Source organism: Tenacibaculum sp. IB213877 (assembly GCF_034043975.1).
In the GTDB taxonomy this organism is placed as follows: domain Bacteria; phylum Bacteroidota; class Bacteroidia; order Flavobacteriales; family Flavobacteriaceae; genus Polaribacter.
The window spans coordinates 42811-60510 of record NZ_JAXCHH010000012.1; the positions used below are offsets into that span (position 1 = coordinate 42811).

The following is a 17700-nucleotide window of genomic DNA, read 5'->3' on the forward strand; positions in this document are numbered from 1 at the left end:
ACATGAAAACTTATAGTATTTTGGGTTGTGGATGGTTAGGGTTACCATTAGCAAAGCATTTATTAATTAAAGGAGCTAAAGTGAAAGGTTCAACTACTTCTGCTAATAAACTAGATGTTTTAAAGAAAGAAAATATTATTCCTTATTTGATAAACATAGAAAATATAGAAGAAGATATAAATGTTGATTTTTTTAAAGCTGATGTGCTGATTATAATGATTACTTCAAAAAACATAGAAGCTTTTGAGCAATTAATGCATCAAATTGAAAAATCAGATATCAAGAAGATTATTTTTATCAGTTCTACTTCTGTTTATGATGCTTGTAATTGTGAGGTTACAGAAAATTATCCAACTAATAATAATCCACTAGCTACGATAGAGAATCTTTTTAGAAAAAATAATTATTTTAAAACTACTATTCTTCGTTTTGCAGGATTAATAGGAGGAAAGCGTCATCCAGGGAATTGGTTTGAAAGTAAACCCATTCCTCAACCCGAGGGTTTTGTGAATATGATTCACAGAGATGATTGTATTGCTATTATTACTAAAATTATTGAGAAGAATATGTATGATGAAACTTTTAACGCTTGTGTAAATCATCATCCAACTAGAAGAGAGTTTTACACCAATGCTAAACAAGCCTTGTTTAAGTCTGTGCCTGTTTTTAAAAATGAAGAAACGCTAGTGTATAAAATTATTAATACTGATAAATTAATCAATACATTAAAATATCAATTTATTCATCAGGATTTGCTTGATTTTAGTACTATTTAGTAAGTACACGTAGAAGTTTAAATAAAGTTTTCTGAAAATTTATAACCTCTTCTTCAGTTAAAGAATCATCATCAAAAGAAGCTACAATTTTTTGAGGTATTTCTGCAGCTTTATTTTTCAATTGTTTGCCTTCATCGCTTAAAGAAATAACAACAGTACGTTCATCTTTTTCAGATCGTTTTCTGATAATTAAATTCTTTGAAGCTAATCTTTTTAAAAGTGGTGTTAAAGTATTTGATTCTAAGTATAGCTTTTCACCAATTTGTTTAACAGTTAATTTTTCAAATTGCCATAAAGTTAATAGTACTAAATATTGAGGATAGGTAACACCTAATTCTTCTAAGTAAGGCGTATACACCTTAGTAGTTAATCTAGAAGCAGCATAGAGAGGAAAACACAACTGATTTTCTAAATATAATTCAGGAATATGGTTTTTAGCCATTTAGATAATTTTTTTAATAAACTTTTCCATTTTTTCTGGCTTCGTTGTTGGTGCAAACCTTTTTAGCGGATTTCCATTTTTATCAATCACAAATTTGGTAAAATTCCATTTTATACTACTACCCAAAAAGTAACCACCAGACAATTTAGACTTTAAATATTTGTAAATTGGATGCGCATTTTTTCCGTTTACTTCAATTTTTTCAAACATTGGAAAACTAACACCATAGTTTACTTGACAAAACTCTTGGATTTCATCTGAATTCCCTTTTTCTTGTTTTCCAAACTGATTACAAGGAAATCCCAAAATTATCAATCCTTGGTCTTTGTATTTTTGATATAAACTTTCTAAACCTTCATATTGCGGAGTTAAGCCACATTTACTAGCGGTATTTACTATTATAATGGTTTTTCCTTTATAATCACCTAAACTAACAGGAGTTCCGTTTAGTTTATTTGCTTTAAAATTGTAAATATCTGTACTCATTTATTTGTTGTTGTATTTGTTAATTAAATAAGTTAATGTGCCTGTTGACCATAATGCCCAAAGGATTAATACAGGTTGGAAAAATAAACGAATGAATCTTTTTTGGTCTGTATCCAAGCCGAAAGCACTAATTCCGTTTGTGTATTGTGATATGTTTCCTGGAAAAATTAAAACAAAAAATATAGCTAATGCTAATCCTACTTTTACTTGATTTTTCCATATAGCAATCATAGCAAGACCAAATGCAATTTCTACAATTCCAGAAGAAACTACTATAAAATCCATAAAAGCTTCTGAGTTAGGAAGCCATCGTGGAACTTGTGCTTGAAACTCATTTCTTTGAAAAGTTAAATGACCAATGCCTGCAAAGGTCATAAATACACCTAATACAATTTTTGCTATTTTTTGTAGTATAGTTGTTTTCATATCGAGATAGATTTAATCGTGTGCGATGTAAAAATACAAAATCTTACTCTTATAATGAATAGATTTTTTAAATTATTGATATTTTTTCTTTCTATAGAAATTAAAAATTAACCCAAAAATAGCTAATACAGCTAAAGGAAATATAATATTAATAAGTTGCCAAGTACCTTTTTCAGCGTACGCCTTTTGCTTATCTAACATATGTAACTGCACGTTTTTATTGCGCAGACTAATGAGTCCGTTATCATCTAATAAATAATCAATAGCATTTAGTAAAAAATCTTTGTTTCCAAAGCGTTGTTGCGTCCATTTATCAATACCTAAATCGTACGGTTGTCCGCGTAAAATTTGGTTTTTACCAAAATCACCATCCGAAATAAGGATCATTTTATTAGCACCAGAAGTAGCTTTAAAATCAGAAAGCTCAAAAGGCTTTATACGATTAGCATAAGCTGAGGTAAATTCTCCTTCTAATAAAACTCCCAAAAGTTGATTTCCTGCGGAAAATTCTTCTTGAGTTGGTTCTTCTGCAATACTTGATAATTTTATGATTTTTGGAGTTCCTACTAATTTTGTCAATACAGAACTCACAATAAGCGGTGTTTTTTGAATATTGTTTTGAAGCGTATCTATTTGCGTAGCAAATCGTAAACGTACCGGTAACACATTTTTACTAATAGTATGGTTAGGATTTGAGCCTACCAATGGATGATAAAACCAATCTAAGTTTTGAAATTGAGGTTGGTTGCCCACATTACCGGTTGCTAACGGAATTTTAGCAGCGTATAAATCTTGTACTAATTGGTTGTTGATACGTACTCCGTAGCTAAAAAGAAGGTCGGTCAACCCTAAATCTCTTGGGTAGGCTAACATTTTCCCTTCGTTATATAAACTATCGGTGTCTGCTTGTACATTGTCAATCATCCACAAGGTTTTTCCTCCGTGAGTAATAAACTGATCTATGGTTAGCTTTTCTTCTGCTGTAAACTTTTGAGTAGGTTTTGCTATAATAGCTAGATCGTAAGTTGTTAAATCACTCACAGCTTTTTCTGGGTTTTTAGCCACCGAATCTAAAGTGAATTTAGCCAATCGGTATTTAGTACCAAGGTCACTTAACAAACTGTACAATTCAATATCACTTAATTCACCATTTCCTGTAAGAACCGCTATCTTCTTTTTATCAGTAGTTAAAACGGTATTAATGCTATTAGCAAATGAATATTCTAAACTAGCAATAGCGTTTTGTAATTGTGCTTCCTGACTTGCAGCCAGCGTATTGGGTAATAAAGAAACCAGTTGCGTTTTGTCTTGGTATTCAATTTCTGCCCACGGAAAAATAATTGCTTCCGATAGTTTTCCGTCTTCTTCAACGGTTAACTGACTTGGCATCATGCCTTTTTTTACCAATCGTTCTCGGATGTTATCCGGATTGATAAAACGGAAACGAATGTTGCTGTTTTCAGCTTGCAACTCTTCTAAAAACTGACGCGTTTCAATCTGTAATCTTTGAAATTCCGAAGGAAAATCACCTTCTAAATACACATTAATCAGCAGCATATCATCTAAATCATCAATCAAATTTTTAGAGATGGGTGATAAGGTGTATCGTTTATCTTGAGTTAGATCAAAACGTTTAAAAACTTTCTTAGATACAAAGTTTATCAGTAAAACAGCAACTAAAGCAAGTGCAATGTGTTGTAACTTCTTATTCATAGCTAATCTTGATTTTAGTGATGAACAAAAAGAAAAAGGTAATACTTACAAAGTAAATTACATCCCGACTATCAATTACGCCTCGGCTAATACTTTTAAAATGTTCATTAATACCCAATTGCTGTACAGTATAACTAGAACCGCCAAAAAATGAAGCAATAGCATCAAAACCATAAAACAGACAAAAAGTGATAAAAACACCTATAATAAAAGCTACAATTTGGTTGCTTGATAGTGTAGAAGTAAACAAACCAATAGCCGTATAGGTAGCAGCTAAAAATAGTAACCCTAAATACGAACCGAAGGTGCTACCAAAGTCTAAATTTCCTATGGGATTTCCTAATTGATATATAGTGTATACATACGTTATTGTTGGAATCAGAGCTATCAATACCAAAAGTAAGGATGCCAAAAATTTGCCCAATACGATTTGCCAGTTGGTTACAGGTTTGGTCTTTAAAATTTCAATGGTACCGGTATTAAATTCATCAGCAAAACTTTTCATGGTAATTGCCGGTATTAAAAATAAAAATAACCATGGAGCTAAATAAAAGAATGAGCTTAAATCGGCAAATCCTGCATTTAAAATATTGAAATTATCCTTGAAAACCCATAAAAAGAGTCCGTTAACCAATAAAAACACTCCAATGACCAAATAGGCTATGGGTGAGGCAAAAAATGCATTGAATTCTTTTTTGAGTATTGCTAACATAGTTAGTTTTATATCTTGATTTTTTGGTTATTAGTATTGATTTTAACAGTGTAAGAAATAATTCTTAATTTAAAATTTATAACTCATAACTTATAGTAGCGAAGCTACTTTATCCACACTCCACGCTTGTGGCTTATCGTTAAAAAATATTTTAGTTTCAGCCCAAATACCTTTAAACAAGTCAGAATTTCTATAATTTTCTAAATCTTCTTCAGCATCCCAGTAACTATAGGTAAAAAATATGTTTGGATTGGTTTTATCTCTATATAACTCTAATAAACGACATCCAGAAAAGTTTCGTATAAATTCTTTTTTAGTATCAAAATTGGCTAAAAAAGTATCAATTTTTTCAGGGTGAAAACTCATTTTTACTATACGTACAAACATAGTGGTTAGTTTAAAGTAGTGAATTCAGGGGTTGATTTATTAATAAACTCAACAGTAATAGTATCTCGGTAATCCAATCCTAATAAAGAACTGGCGCCGCCTACTGTTTTAAGATTACTTCTATAAATAGCAATTTCAAGTAAACCTGCAGTGTTAAATAATGCTAGCTTAGTACCGTCAAACTGACGAGTATCTTCTGCATCTATAGTTACAATTTCGTTGTATTTGTTTAATATTTTGGTAAATGTATATCCTCTTGCGGTAATAACAAAATCACGTCCTTTACCAATTTCATTAAATACTTTTTTGCTGATATTACTAATTACATTTCCATAGTTATCTATATAAATGACTCCACCTGAAATAATGTTTTGGGCTTGATTTACTTTTGGTTGAATTTCAACCATTTTTTTATAAGTGTCAATTTCTTTACCAATAACACCTAGGCTACCGCCGCGAGCAATGAAACAAGCAACTTTTACAAAAACATCTAAAACAGGAAAGCTACTTTCTATTCTATCATGAATATTAATTTCAACAATTTTAGATGGATTAATTTCTGAAGCTATCATAGATATTAACCCGTTATCAGGACAGATAAAATAATGGTCGTCTAATTCAAGCGCAATGTGTTTATTGTCTTTACTTAGTTCGGAATCTACCCCAATAATATGTATGGTTCCTTTAGGAAAACTTTTATAAGAATTTTTAATAATATAAGCAGTTTCGGTAATATTAAAAGGAGATACAAGGTGAGTGATATCAACAATTTTAGCATCAGGTAATTCAGTATAAATAGCTCCTTTTACAGCACCTGTAAAGTGGTCTTTTAATCCGAAATCGGTAGTTAACGTAATTATTGACATTAAGGATAACTGTTAATTAATTTGTGAAAAACTGAGCTAAAATTTCACACAAAACTAATCATTTCTATAAAATTTATCGCTAAATTTCAGAGGTAATATTTTAATAAACATTTTAAAAACACTTATCGTTTGAACGAAAGAATTATTGAATTAACAGAAATCAATCCAAATGATTTTTTTGGAGCTCAAAACAGTACAATTTCACTTTTAAAAACATATTTTCCTAAAATTAAAATTGTAGCTAGAGGAAATAAACTAAAAATTTACGGAGAAGCCGAAATTTTAGATGAATTTGAGATCCGGTTTCAAAGACTCATCAAATACTTTAATAAATACAATAAATTAGATGAGAATAGTATTGAGCGTATTTTAACATCTACAGGAAAAGAAGAAGAAAAATCTGGTAAAGGAGATGATGTATTGGTCCATGGAGTAAGTGGAAAGCTTATTAAAGCACAAACAGAGAATCAACGAAAAATGGTTGATTTGATGAAAGAAAATGACTTATTGTTTGCGGTAGGGCCTGCAGGAACAGGTAAAACATATACTGCGGTTGCTTTAGCTGTAAAAGCCTTAAAAGAAAAAGAAGTAAGGCGCATTATTTTAACACGTCCCGCTGTAGAATCTGGTGAGAATTTAGGTTTTTTACCCGGAGATTTAAAAGAAAAATTAGACCCGTATATGCAACCTTTATATGATGGTTTGCGAGATATGATTCCCTATGAAAAATTACAAGCATATTTAGAAAATGGTACTATACAAATTGCACCATTAGCTTTTATGCGTGGTAGAACGTTAGATAATGCTTTTGTGATTTTAGATGAAGCTCAAAATACGACACATGCGCAAATGAAGATGTTCTTAACACGTATGGGTAGAAGTGCAAAGTTTGTGATTACAGGAGATCCTGGGCAGATTGATTTACCACGTAAACAAGTGTCGGGTTTAAAAGAATCTTTATTAGCATTAAAAGATATTGATGGAATTGCTATGGTGTATTTAGATGATAAGGATGTTATTCGTCACCGATTGGTAAAACAAATTATTACAGCTTATAAAAGTATAGAAACAGAGTAGTAAATGAGCGACTCAATTTTTATAATTATAGCGTTTCTGATAATTATTGCATTCTCAATTTTAATAATCAAATACCTTCTTAATCCTTTTTTCTTTCCTAATTATTTTCCAGAGAAAGAGGTTGAATCTTTTTTTAAAAGAAAAAGGGCTAAGATATATTAGTCACCAGATAATTAAAAAGAATACATTAAAAGAGGAAATGTTAAATTTAGATAGACCCTTTAGTTATAGGATATCATATTTTAAAGTTATTTGTGTTGATGATAAAGAGAATAAGCTAATTTTAAATATTAAAAAGGTAGTGTCAAATTCTTTATTTTATAAAGATAAAATTGAATTTTACTTAGATAAATAAATGCAAATTAGTTTACATTTGCGCCACAACAACACAACACAAAATGAATACAATTAACGAAACTCATTTTAACTTTCCCGGACAAAAATCTGTATATAAAGGAAAAGTTAGAGAGGTATACAATATCAATGATGAAGTATTGGTAATGATTGCCTCGGATAGATTATCTGCGTTCGACGTTATTATGCCACGTCAAATTCCGTTTAAAGGACAAATTCTAAATCAAATTGCAACCAAAATGATGAATGATACAGCGGATATTGTTCCCAATTGGTTGATAGCAAATCCAGATGAAAATGTAGCGGTGGGTCATTTATGTACTCCTTTTAAAGTAGAAATGGTTATTCGTGGTTATTTATCGGGTCATGCTGCTCGCGAGTATAAGGCAGGAAAACGATTATTATGTGGGGTAGAAATGCCAGAGGGAATGAACGAGAACGATAAATTTCCTCAACCTATTATAACCCCGTCTACTAAAGCCGATAACGGAGAGCATGATGAAGATATTTCAAGGGAAGATATTTTGGCAAAAGGGATTGTTTCTGAAGAAGATTATTTGGTGTTAGAAGATTATACACGCAAACTATTTGCTCGTGGAACTAAAATTGCAGCTAAAAGAGGATTGATTTTAGTGGATACCAAATACGAATTCGGAAAAACTAAAGAGGGAAAAATTGTATTGATTGATGAAATTCATACTCCAGATTCTTCTCGTTATTTTTATGCAGATGGATATGAAGAGCGTCAACAAAAAGGAGAAAAACAAAAACAATTATCAAAAGAGTTTGTGCGTCAATGGTTGATTGAAAACGGATTTCAAGGAAAAGAAGGACAGCATATTCCAGAAATGAGTGACGAAAAAATCATTGAAATATCTCATAGATACATTGAGTTGTATGAACAAATTACAGGCGAAAAATTCGTAAAAGCTGATACAAAAGATATTCTGAAAAGAATAGAAAATAACGTAACTAATTTTCTAAACGAACAATAATCTTTTAACATATCATCAAAAGTTGAAAGCAACCTTTTATAGGTTGCTTTTTTTGTTTTTTAAGAATATCTAAAGTAACCCTGTGTTTTATTGATGAAATAATAAATTTTCAATATTATTTTTGAATAATTAATGCTAAATTAGTATATTTATGCTAAATAAATATATATGAAAATAAATTCATGTCCAAATTGTAGTTCTGAAAGCATTATTAAAAGCGGTATAATTAAAGATAGGCAGCGATATAAGTGCAAAAGCTGTGGGTATAACTTCACAGTTAACAAGCTGGGTAAAAAAATAGATGATTACTATGTAAACAAAGCATTGCAATTATATTTAGAAGGATTAACTTATCGTGAAATTGAGCGAATTTTAGGAATCTCTCATGTGTCCATCATGAATTGGGTTAAAAAATACAATATCAAAAGACCGTATACTGGAGATTACCACCCTACATATAAAATATTTAATGGAGATGAACTCTCAAAATATTTCCAAAAGACTCAAAATCTATCAGGTGCAGGAGTGCTGATTACTGAGTTGGGGGATAAGTTTATGATGATAAAATGGGAACGATTTAAAGATTAACTATAGTAAATTAGCAATAAACTATATTAGTTTTTATTTAACGATTCATATTTAAGAGATTAGTACAGCACACAAAACCAAAAATTAATTTAACTAATCTTTTAAATTTATGAAAAAACTACTATTTCTCATGTGTGGAATAATGCTAACTGCTCAGTTAGCTTTTTCACAAGGTTCTCCAGATTATACCGGAGGACTAAAAGTTAAGTTTGACGAAGATGGAAAAAAATATCTTCGTATTATTTCTTGGGCGCAAGTTCAAGGAGTCTATAATTTTGATGCTCCTGCCAATACCAATGACTTGAGCTTTAATTTAAGAAGAGCAAGAGTATTAATGTTTGCTCAAATCAATTCCAAATTTTTAATTCTTACTCATTTCGGTTTAAATAGCTTAAACAGTAATACATTGAGTCCAACAGGTACAGGAGCGGGCTCTCAATTGTTTTTCCATGATGTTTGGGCACAATACAATTTGAGTAAAAATCATTCAGTAGGTGCTGGTTTACATTATTTTAATGGTATTTCAAGGTTAAATAACCAAAGTACATTAAATATGATGACGTTAGATAATAACCGTCAATCATGGGCAACAATTGGTCTGTCAGATCAGTTTGCACGCCATATCGGAATCTTTGCTAAAGGTAAGTTAGGTAAATTACAATACCGTGTAGCTATTAATGATGCAATTACAAATAGCTTAGATGGTAGAGATCCTAATGCTGAAGCTTCTGCTGTATACGGTGGTAAAAGAGTTTTAGGTTCTGCAGATGCTGGTAAAGCATATGCAGGTTATTTTGATTACCATTTCTTAGACCAAGAGTCTAATTTTTTACCTTATAAAGTTGGATCCTATTTAGGTGGAAAAGAAGTGTTTAATATTGGAGCTGGATTCTTTTTACATCCAAACGGATCAGTATACAATGACGGAGGTAATTTAGTGGGTGAAGATGTTAGCATTTTTGCTATTGATGCCTTTTATGATGCTCCATTAGGTGGTGATGGAAGTGCAATTACCGCCTATGCTGTATACCAAAATAATGATTATGGTACTAATTTAATAATTGCACCTGCGAGTGGTGTGCCTACTTATGGTACAGGTAATATGTTGTATGGTCATGTAGGCTATGTTTTTGCTGGTGATAAAACAAAAACTAGATACCAACCGTATGTTTCTTTTAGTTCTAATAGTTATGATGCATTTTCAGATAACCAAAATGTTTTTGGATTGGGAATTAATGCATACATGAGTGGGCACAATTCTAAACTAACACTGGAGTATAAAAACCAAGATTTTGGTACTTCAACAAGTTCACTAACGCTTCAAGCAATGATTTATTTATAAAATTTTACAATTATGACAGATAGAGAAAAAGCAGTTGCTTACTGGAAAGAAAACCTAGGATATTTAGTAGTACTGCTAATAATATGGTTTTTGGTTTCCTACGGAGCAGGAATTTTGTTTAAAGATGCTTTAAATAGTATAAAAATAGGCGGGTTCAAATTAGGTTTCTGGTTTGCACAACAAGGATCAATTTATGTGTTTGTTATTTTGATTTTCGTTTATGTAAATCTGATGAACAAATTAGATAAAAAGTATGGTTACGACGAGAAGTAACCAAATCATTAACCAAAAATAGTAAAATTATGAGTGTTCAAACTTGGACTTATATATTAGTAGGTATCACCTTTGCATTATACATTGGTATTGCAATTTGGTCGAGAGCTGCTTCAACCAAAGAATTTTATGTTGCCGGAGGAGGTGTTTCACCTTTAGCTAACGGTATGGCAACAGCCGCAGACTGGATGTCTGCAGCATCATTTATTTCCATGGCAGGATTAATATCTTTCATGGGGTATGACGGATCTGTGTATCTGATGGGATGGACAGGAGGTTATGTATTACTGGCATTATTACTGGCACCTTATCTTAGAAAATTCGGAAAGTTTACGGTGCCCGATTTTATTGGAGAACGTTATTATTCTAAAACAGCGAGAATTGTTGCAGTACTTTGTGCATTAATAGTTTCTTTTACATACGTTGCAGGTCAAATGCGTGGTGTAGGTGTAGTATTTTCTCGCTTTTTACAAGTAGATATTAATACTGGAGTTATAATAGGGATGGTCATTGTACTTTTTTATGCCGTATTAGGAGGTATGAAAGGTATTACCTATACGCAAGTAGCACAATATTGTGTATTAATTTTTGCATTTATGGTACCAGCAATCTTTATTTCAATTCAAATGACAGGAAATCCAATTCCGCAAATAGGAATGGGATCTACTCTAAATGACGGATCAGGTGTATATCTTTTAGAAAAATTAAATGGATTATCAACAGAATTAGGTTTTGCCGAATATACCGATGGATCTAAGAAATTGATTGATGTTTTTGCAATTACATTAGCCTTAATGGTTGGTACTGCAGGATTACCACACGTAATTGTAAGATTTTTTACTGTTAAAAAAGTAAGAGATGCACGAAAATCAGCAGGACTAGCATTGTTATTTATAGCTATTTTATATACTACAGCACCTGCGGTTGCCGTATTTGCTAGAACAAACTTAATTAATACAGTAAGTGAAAAGAATTATGCAGATATGCCTGCTTGGTTTACAAACTGGGAGGAAACAGGGTTATTAAAGTTTGAAGACAAAAATAACGATGGTGTAATTCAATATGTAGCAGATAAAAGTAAAAATGAGCTTACAGTAGATAGAGATATTATGGTGTTAGCTAATCCTGAAATAGCAAACTTACCAAATTGGGTTGTTGCTTTAGTAGCAGCCGGAGGTTTAGCAGCAGCTTTATCTACAGCAGCAGGATTATTATTGGTTATTTCTGCATCAGTATCACATGATTTAATTAAAAACGTATTTAAACCAGATATTACCGAAAAACAAGAGTTAGTGGCTGCAAGATTGTCAGCAGTAGCTGCAGTTATAGTGGCTGGTTACTTTGGAATTAATCCACCAGATTTTGTCGCCGCCGTCGTCGCCTTGGCGTTTGGTTTAGCAGCGGCATCATTCTTCCCTGCTATAGTTTTAGGAATTTTCTATAAAAAAATGAACAAGGAAGGAGCAATTGCAGGTATGATTGTAGGTATTTCATTAATGGTATTCTATATCTTAAAATACAAATTTGGAATTTTTGATGGAGGTAAAGAAGCAGTAGCCGGATTAAAAAGTGGTTGGTGGTTTGGAATTTCTCCAGAAGGATTTGGGACAATTGCTATGATTGTAAACTTTGTAGTAGCTTTAGTAGTAAATCAATTTACACCAGAGCCACCAGAAGATGTTCAAGAAATAGTAGAACATATTAGAATACCAAGTGGAGCTGGTGAAGCGGTTAATCATTAAAAATAATCCCCAATATTTATTTTTAATTAGTTAAATTGAAACAGTATTATGATGCGTCATAATACTGTTTTTTTACAATTAAAAGATAATATGAAAAAAAGACACGAACAAAAACTAGTGGTGCTCTCCATAGCATTAATTTTATTAATTAATATCCCCTTAATATTAATTTTTAATAAAGAAGGAGAAGTTTTTGGTATTCCAATATTGTATTTTTCAATCTTTGTTATCTGGGTTATATCAGTACTCATTTCTTATACAGTTTTAAAAAAATATTATGAATAATACAACACTTTTTATAGTTATAGTAGCGTATTTATTAATGTTGTTTTTTATAGCGTTTAAAGCTGAAAGAAATGCTAAAAGTAAATGGATTAACAATTCTTATGTATATGCATTGTCATTAGCGGTTTATTGTTCAGCTTGGACATATTATGGTAGTGTAGGTATTGCAGCTACTTCCGGAATTTATTTTTTACCGATTTATTTAGGACCGGTTATTGCAATTCCACTTTGGATAGTTGTTATGAAGAAAATCATACGTATTTCTAAGCAACACAAAATATCTACTCTGGCTGATTTTATTTCCCTTCGTTATGGCAATAACCGTTTTTTAGGCGGATTGGTAACCGTAATTTGTGTGTTGGGAATTGTACCATATATATCACTTCAGTTAAAAGCAATTTCTGAAACTTTTGTGATTATGACTGGTAGAAATCAAATGCATTCGGCAAATATTTTATCAGATTCTACCTTTTACATTGCCGTTATTTTAGCAATTTTTGCGGCTTTTTATGGTACACAAACTACAGATGCATCAGAAAAACACAAAGGAATTGTTGCTACAGTAGCTATAGAGTCCGTTATTAAATTGATTTTCTTTTTGGTTATTGGAATATACGTGACCTACTTTTTGTTTGATGGTACTACAGATATTTATAATAGAATTTCCTTAACAGACAGTTTTAAGCAAATTACCACCTTAAATAGTATGGAGAGTGGTTTTAATTGGACTTTTACTATAGCATTGTCGTTTTTAGCTATTTTCTTGTTACCGAGGCAATTCCAGTTAACAGTATTGGAAAATACGAGAGAAAAGCATTTAAAAACAGCAATTTGGCTATTTCCGTTGTATTTGTTGCTTTTTAATGTATTTGTAATTTTTATCGCCTGGGCAGGTAAATTATCTTTTAATGATACCTATAACCCTGAGTATTACACGCTGTTTTTACCATTACATAACAGTAATACTTTTTTAGCATTATTGGTTTTTTTAGGTGGTTTTTCCGCAGTTATTTCAATGGTGGTCGTATCAACTTTGGCATTATCAACTATGGTGAGTAACAATTTAGTGATTCCGTATGGATTTTTAGATAAGTTTATAGAAGGTCAGTCAAGTGAAAACGCAACGTATATTAAAACAATTCGACGAGTATCTATTTTTTTCTTAATTATAGCAGCCTATTTGTTTTACTTCTATTTTTCTATTGAACTTTCTTTATATTCAATCGGATTGATATCCTTTGTTATTATTTCACAACTAGCACCACCTTTTTTTATCGGGTTATATTGGAATAGAGGATCATCAAGAGCATCAATTATTGGAATGTTACTAGGTTTTTTAGTAGTTGCTTACACGCTAATATTACCGTTTACTGTTGAAGCATTAACGGGTTCAAGAGATTTTACAGAAAACGGCATTTTTACTATTGAAGCTTTGCGTCCTCATGCATTGTTCGGAATTGATTTTTTATCACCTCCGGCACATGCTTTTTTCTGGAGTATTTTGGTCAATACATTAGCATATTTAGTTTTTTCTATCAGTTCTAAAGGCCATTACCGTGAGCGTAATTATGCTGAAATGTTTGTAGATGCAAACAACTTCAATTCTTTACAAGATAATGCTTTGGTATGGAAAGGAGAAGCTTATGTATCTGATATTAAAAATGTATTGATAAAATTTTTAGGAGAAGTAAGAACAGAAAGAGCACTCAATTTGTTTTTTAATAAATACGGAATGTCAAAAAACACGCATATGGCAGATGCTAGATTAATTAATTTTTCTGAAAAATTATTGACGGGTAGTATTGGTTCCGCTTCCGCAAAAATTTTAATATCCAGTGTGGTAAAAGAAGAAGAAATTAGTTTGGTAGAAGTACTTAAGATTTTAGAAGAATCAAAAGAAGCAAAAGCAGTAAATAAAGCGTTGGTAGAAAAATCAAAAGAACTTACTCACTTAACCAATAAATTACAACATGCCAATGAAGAGTTAATTATAAAAGACAAACAAAAAGACGAGTTTTTAGATACGGTTGCACATGAGCTTAAAACACCTCTTACAGGTATTAGAGCAGCAACAGAACTGATTTTAGAAGACGATGATGAAATGCCCCCCGATATCAAAAGTCAATTTTTAAACAATATTTTACAAGATTCTGAAAGGTTATCACGCTTAATTAATAACATTTTAGATTTTGAAAAACTCTCTACAGGTAGAGAAAATTTAAGTATTGACAATCACAATATAAAAGATACGATTCAAAAATCAGTTAATAGTATATACCAAGTCGCTTCCAAAAAAGGAATCAATATTGCAGTTCGTAACAATCAAGATTATTATTTGCAGTATGATGAAGACAGAATTTTACAAGTATTGACCAATTTACTGTCAAACGCAATTAAATTTTGTCAGCCACAAACAGGATTAGTAGAGGTAAATTATATTCAAAAAGAAAATTTTGTTGAGGTATATGTGCAAGACAACGGAAAAGGAATACCAATGCAAGATTTCGATTATATATTTGAAAAATTTTATCAATCAGAAAATCAAAATATAGTAAAACCCTTAGGAAGTGGGTTAGGATTAGCCATAAGTAAACAAATTGTAGAAAAACATAATGGTGCAATTTGGGCAGAAAAAGACAACACAATGGGAGCAACCTTAGGATTTAGGTTGCCACTTTAAAAATATTTGATAAAATGAAAAAGATTTTAATTGTAGATGACGAGCCAAACATAGTTATGACGCTCGAATATACCTTTAAAAAGAACAATTATGAGGTATATATAGCCAGAGATGGTAGTGAAGCATTATATATTTTAGAAGATGTAGTACCAGATTTGGTACTGTTAGATATTATGATGCCAAATGTAGATGGATACCAAACCTTAAAATTTATTAAAGAAAAAAGTGAGTTAAAAGATATAAAAGTTGTATTTTTAACTGCAAAGAACAAAGCTTCAGATGTTGATAAAGGCTTAAAACTTGGAGCAGATAAATATTTAATAAAGCCGTTTTCAATCAAAAAAATAGTTTCAGAAGTTAATGAGCTATTGAATTAAGCATTGGTTTTGTGTGCAAACAAACTAGTTTTTAATTTAATAAGTTGTTAAAATGAAATTTCAGTTATCGCCACTAGCGTCAGATATTTTTATCTCTGTGTATGTGGTCATATCATTATTTCTACGGTTTTATTTAGAAAGTAAAATGCCTATAAGTCCTTTAAATTCAATTGTTATAGGTCTTTCTTTCGTGGTTATAATATGGTCTTTAATAAAATTAAAGATTCTTAACCCCAATTGGTTCGGTTTATTTAATACTAAAAAATCTGAATCATGAAATATCAATCATTCTACCAAAAAAGTATTGATGATCCCGTTGGGTTTTGGAAAGCGCAAGCTCAAGAGTTGGATTGGTTTGAGATGCCCAAAAATATTTTATCAAAAGATGAACACAACTACGATAAGTGGTTTGAAGATGGAAAACTTAATCTTAGCTATTTATGTATTGATAAGCATATAAAAGATGGTTATGGAGAGCAAACAGCTATAATTTATGATTCACCTGTAACCAATACAAAACAATTTATTTCTTTCAACACACTTTATAAAGAAGTATCAAAATTAGCAGGCGGATTGCAAAGACTTGGCTTACAAAAAGGTGATACTTGTATCATTTATATGCCTATGATTCCGCAAGCCATATATGCTATGTTAGCATGTGCGCGCATTGGTGTAATTCATTCTGTAGTGTTTGGAGGTTTTGCTCCGCATGAATTAGCCATACGTATAGATGATTGTAGTCCGAAAGCTGTTATAACAGCATCCAACGGAATTGAAATAAACAAAAACATCCCGTATAAGCCTTTTGTAGATGATGCCATTGAAAAAGCAAAAAATAAACCGGAGCATGTTATTGTGTTTGACAGAGGTTTAGGGATAGAAATTCCACAGAAGAAATATGATGTAGATTATACTACTTTAGTAAATAATGCACCTGAAGCAGAGGCAGTTTCTTTAGAGTCCAATCATCCTTCCTATATTTTGTATACTTCTGGTACTACAGGTACTCCCAAAGGAATTATTAGAGATACCGGAGGATATGCTACAGCGCTCAAATTTTCTATGAAGTACGTGTATGGAGTTTCTGAAGGAGACACCTATTGGGCAGCGAGTGACGTGGGTTGGGTAGTAGGACATAGCTATATTGTTTACGGTCCTTTACTCAACAGAAACACAACAGTGCTTTTTGAAGGGAAACCTATAAAAACTCCTGATGCTTCTACATTTTGGAGGGTGATTAGTGAACACAATGTAAAAGTGATGTTTACGGCTCCCACAGCAATTCGAGCGATTAAAAAGGAAGATCCGAAAGGAGAGTTTTTGAAAAAATATGATACTTCGTGCTTACAATATCAATTCCTAGCAGGAGAACGATGTGATGTTGCTACCTTAAAGTGGACCGAAGAAAAATTAAAAGTTCCGGTTATAGATCATTGGTGGCAAACTGAAAGTGGTTGGCCCATGCTGGCTAATATGGTAGGAGTTGAATTACAGCAAGTAAAACCAGGGTCAGCAGGTTTTCCGGTATGCGGATATGATATTCAAATTTTAAACGAAGAAAGAGAAGAAGTTAGTGCAGGCGTAGAAGGTTATGTTGCTGTAAAATTACCTCTACCTCCTGGAACCTTGCGAAATTTATGGGGCAACCCCGAAAGGTTTTCAGCAGGGTATTTAACACGTTTTCCTGGATATTACTTTTCTGGCGATGGAGGTTATAAAGATGAAGATGGTTATGTGTTTATTACAGGAAGGGTAGACGATATTATTAACGTTGCAGGTCATAGATTGTCTACTGCTGAAATGGAAGAAGTAGTTGCTTCTCATAAATCAGTAGCAGAGTGTGCTGTTTTTGGAGTTCATTGCGATTTAAAAGGACAAAAACCATTAGGGTTGGTTGTGTTAAAATCAGGAGAAGAACAAGAAGAAGTATCAATTCAGCAAGAAATAATCCAATCGGTAAGAAAAGAAATAGGAGCTGTGGCATCCTTTAAAGATGTTTTTGTGGTGAATAGACTACCGAAAACACGAAGCGGAAAAATTCTTAGAAAGTTGTTAAGAAACATTGCGGATGAAGCTCAGTATAACATACCATCAACTATTGATGATGTTCAAATAATAGACGAAATAAAATCAGTATATAAAATCCACAAAGTGGGAATTCATAAATAATTATCAAACT

The 17700-nt window shown here is 31.8% G+C and carries 17 protein-coding genes; 10 read left to right on the plus strand and 7 right to left on the minus strand.

The features are described from left to right. Window positions 1-2 precede the first annotated feature (2 nt). Window positions 3-776, plus strand: a complete 774-nt coding sequence (locus tag SLH33_RS12150; protein ID WP_320419382.1) for an NAD(P)-binding domain-containing protein — start codon at window positions 3-5, stop codon at window positions 774-776. Here the strand turns inward: SLH33_RS12150 and SLH33_RS12155 are convergent. The 7 genes from SLH33_RS12155 to SLH33_RS12185 form a co-directional block, all read right to left on the minus strand. Next, window positions 769-1218, minus strand: a complete 450-nt coding sequence (locus tag SLH33_RS12155) for a MarR family transcriptional regulator (protein ID WP_320419383.1) — start codon at window positions 1216-1218, stop codon at window positions 769-771. The two genes, SLH33_RS12150 and SLH33_RS12155, sit on opposite strands and share 8 nt — an antisense overlap. After that, window positions 1219-1704: a glutathione peroxidase gene (locus SLH33_RS12160; RefSeq protein WP_320419384.1), complete on the minus strand. Its 486-nt coding sequence runs from the start codon at window positions 1702-1704 to the stop codon at window positions 1219-1221. After that, window positions 1705-2130, minus strand: a complete 426-nt coding sequence (locus SLH33_RS12165) for a hypothetical protein (protein ID WP_320419385.1) — start codon at window positions 2128-2130, stop codon at window positions 1705-1707. Window positions 2131-2202: 72 nt separating this feature from the next. Next, on the minus strand, window positions 2203-3843 hold the full coding sequence (gene gldG, locus SLH33_RS12170; protein ID WP_320419386.1) for a gliding motility-associated ABC transporter substrate-binding protein GldG: 1641 nt from the start codon (window positions 3841-3843) through the stop codon (window positions 2203-2205). After that, complete coding sequence (gene gldF / locus SLH33_RS12175) at window positions 3836-4555, minus strand: gliding motility-associated ABC transporter permease subunit GldF (RefSeq protein ID WP_320419387.1); 720 nt, start codon at window positions 4553-4555, stop codon at window positions 3836-3838. Before gldF ends, gldG begins: the two co-directional genes overlap by 8 nt. 90 nt (window positions 4556-4645) lie before the next feature. Then, a complete protein-coding gene (locus SLH33_RS12180) occupies window positions 4646-4942 on the minus strand; it encodes an antibiotic biosynthesis monooxygenase family protein (protein WP_320419388.1) in 297 nt (98 codons plus the stop codon). Window positions 4943-4947: 5 nt separating this feature from the next. Continuing rightward, window positions 4948-5808: an SAM-dependent chlorinase/fluorinase gene (locus SLH33_RS12185; protein WP_320419389.1), complete on the minus strand. Its 861-nt coding sequence runs from the start codon at window positions 5806-5808 to the stop codon at window positions 4948-4950. Between the two features lie 129 nt (window positions 5809-5937). On the opposite strand from SLH33_RS12185, the gene SLH33_RS12190 reads away from it, so the two are divergent. The 9 genes from SLH33_RS12190 to SLH33_RS12230 all read left to right on the plus strand — a co-directional run bounded on the left by SLH33_RS12190 (window position 5938) and on the right by SLH33_RS12230 (window position 17690). Then, window positions 5938-6885, plus strand: a complete 948-nt coding sequence (locus SLH33_RS12190) for a PhoH family protein (RefSeq protein ID WP_320419390.1) — start codon at window positions 5938-5940, stop codon at window positions 6883-6885. A 398-nt stretch (window positions 6886-7283) separates the two neighbouring features. Further along, entirely contained in the window at window positions 7284-8234 is a 951-nt protein-coding gene (locus SLH33_RS12195; protein WP_320419391.1) for a phosphoribosylaminoimidazolesuccinocarboxamide synthase, read from the plus strand. Between the two features lie 168 nt (window positions 8235-8402). Next, a complete protein-coding gene (locus tag SLH33_RS12200) occupies window positions 8403-8822 on the plus strand; it encodes a transposase-like zinc-binding domain-containing protein (protein ID WP_320419392.1) in 420 nt (139 codons plus the stop codon). A 109-nt stretch (window positions 8823-8931) separates the two neighbouring features. Further along, entirely contained in the window at window positions 8932-10164 is a 1233-nt protein-coding gene (locus SLH33_RS12205) for a hypothetical protein (protein WP_320419393.1), read from the plus strand. A gap of 12 nt (window positions 10165-10176) precedes the next feature. Next, complete coding sequence (locus SLH33_RS12210; protein ID WP_320419394.1) at window positions 10177-10437, plus strand: DUF4212 domain-containing protein; 261 nt, start codon at window positions 10177-10179, stop codon at window positions 10435-10437. A 29-nt stretch (window positions 10438-10466) separates the two neighbouring features. Further along, window positions 10467-12179 carry a sodium:solute symporter family protein gene (locus SLH33_RS12215; protein WP_320419395.1) on the plus strand — a complete coding sequence of 571 codons (1713 nt, stop codon included), beginning with the start codon at window positions 10467-10469 and terminating at the stop codon, window positions 12177-12179. Between the two features lie 277 nt (window positions 12180-12456). After that, window positions 12457-15144 (plus strand): sensor histidine kinase, encoded by a 2688-nt coding sequence (locus tag SLH33_RS12220; RefSeq protein WP_320419396.1) that lies wholly within the window; start codon window positions 12457-12459, stop codon window positions 15142-15144. A 14-nt stretch (window positions 15145-15158) separates the two neighbouring features. Next, window positions 15159-15521 carry a response regulator gene (locus SLH33_RS12225; RefSeq protein WP_320419398.1) on the plus strand — a complete coding sequence of 121 codons (363 nt, stop codon included), beginning with the start codon at window positions 15159-15161 and terminating at the stop codon, window positions 15519-15521. Between the two features lie 273 nt (window positions 15522-15794). Beyond that, window positions 15795-17690, plus strand: a complete 1896-nt coding sequence (locus tag SLH33_RS12230; protein WP_320419400.1) for an acetate--CoA ligase — start codon at window positions 15795-15797, stop codon at window positions 17688-17690. Window positions 17691-17700 lie beyond the last annotated feature (10 nt).